The sequence below is a fragment of the Sphingomonas endophytica genome (genome assembly GCF_001476895.1).
GTDB lineage: Bacteria > Pseudomonadota > Alphaproteobacteria > Sphingomonadales > Sphingomonadaceae > Sphingomonas > Sphingomonas endophytica_A.
Genome location: NZ_LDTB01000141.1, coordinates 1 through 675, shown reverse-complemented (window position 1 = coordinate 675; position 675 = coordinate 1). Strand labels below are relative to the sequence as shown.

At 64.7% G+C, this 675-nt stretch carries 1 protein-coding gene; it reads right to left on the bottom strand.

The annotated features are described in order from the left end of the window. Positions 1-250: 250 nt before the first annotated feature. Positions 251-675: protein-export chaperone SecB (gene secB / locus NS334_RS16385; protein WP_058756979.1), on the bottom strand; the 425-nt coding region annotated here is incomplete at its 5' end.

Sequence of the window (675 nt, the reverse complement as noted above, 5' to 3'; positions counted from 1 at the left end):
GCATCCGACGGACCGCCGGCAGCGAACGGCACCACGATGGTGATCGGGTGCGCGGGCCAGGTTTCCGCGTGTGCAGGGCCGACCAGCGTCACAAACGCGGCCAAAACAGCCAACAGGATTCGACGCATCGTTCACTCCATCAAATGACACCGTCATTGCGAGGAGCGAAGCGACGAAGCAATCCGTGGTCCAGCAGGCGGTGAGATGGATTGCTTCGCTGCGCTCGCAATGACGGGGGTGGGGTACCCGATCAGCTCGGCTTTGCGCCGGATGCGGCCTGGGCGGCGGCCTGCCGTTCCATGTTCTGACGGTAGAGACCGACGAAGTCGACGGGGTCGGGCAGCAAGGGCGGGAAGCCACCGTCGCGCACCGAGGTCGCGACGATCTCGCGGGCGAACGGGAACAGCAGCCGCGGGCACTCGATCATGACCAGCGGGTGCAGGTTCTCCTTCGGTACGTTCACGATCCGGAAGACGCCGGCATAGGCGAGGTCGAAGCTGAACATCACCTTGCCGCCGGTCTCGGCCTTGCCCTCGATCGAGAGGATCACCTCGTACTCGTTCTCGGAGAGGTTGTTGGCACCGACCTTGATCTGGATGTTGATCGCCGCCTGCTGCCGCTGCTGTCCGAGCGAGCCCGGCGCGGTCGGGTTCACGAACGCAAGGTCCTTGGTGT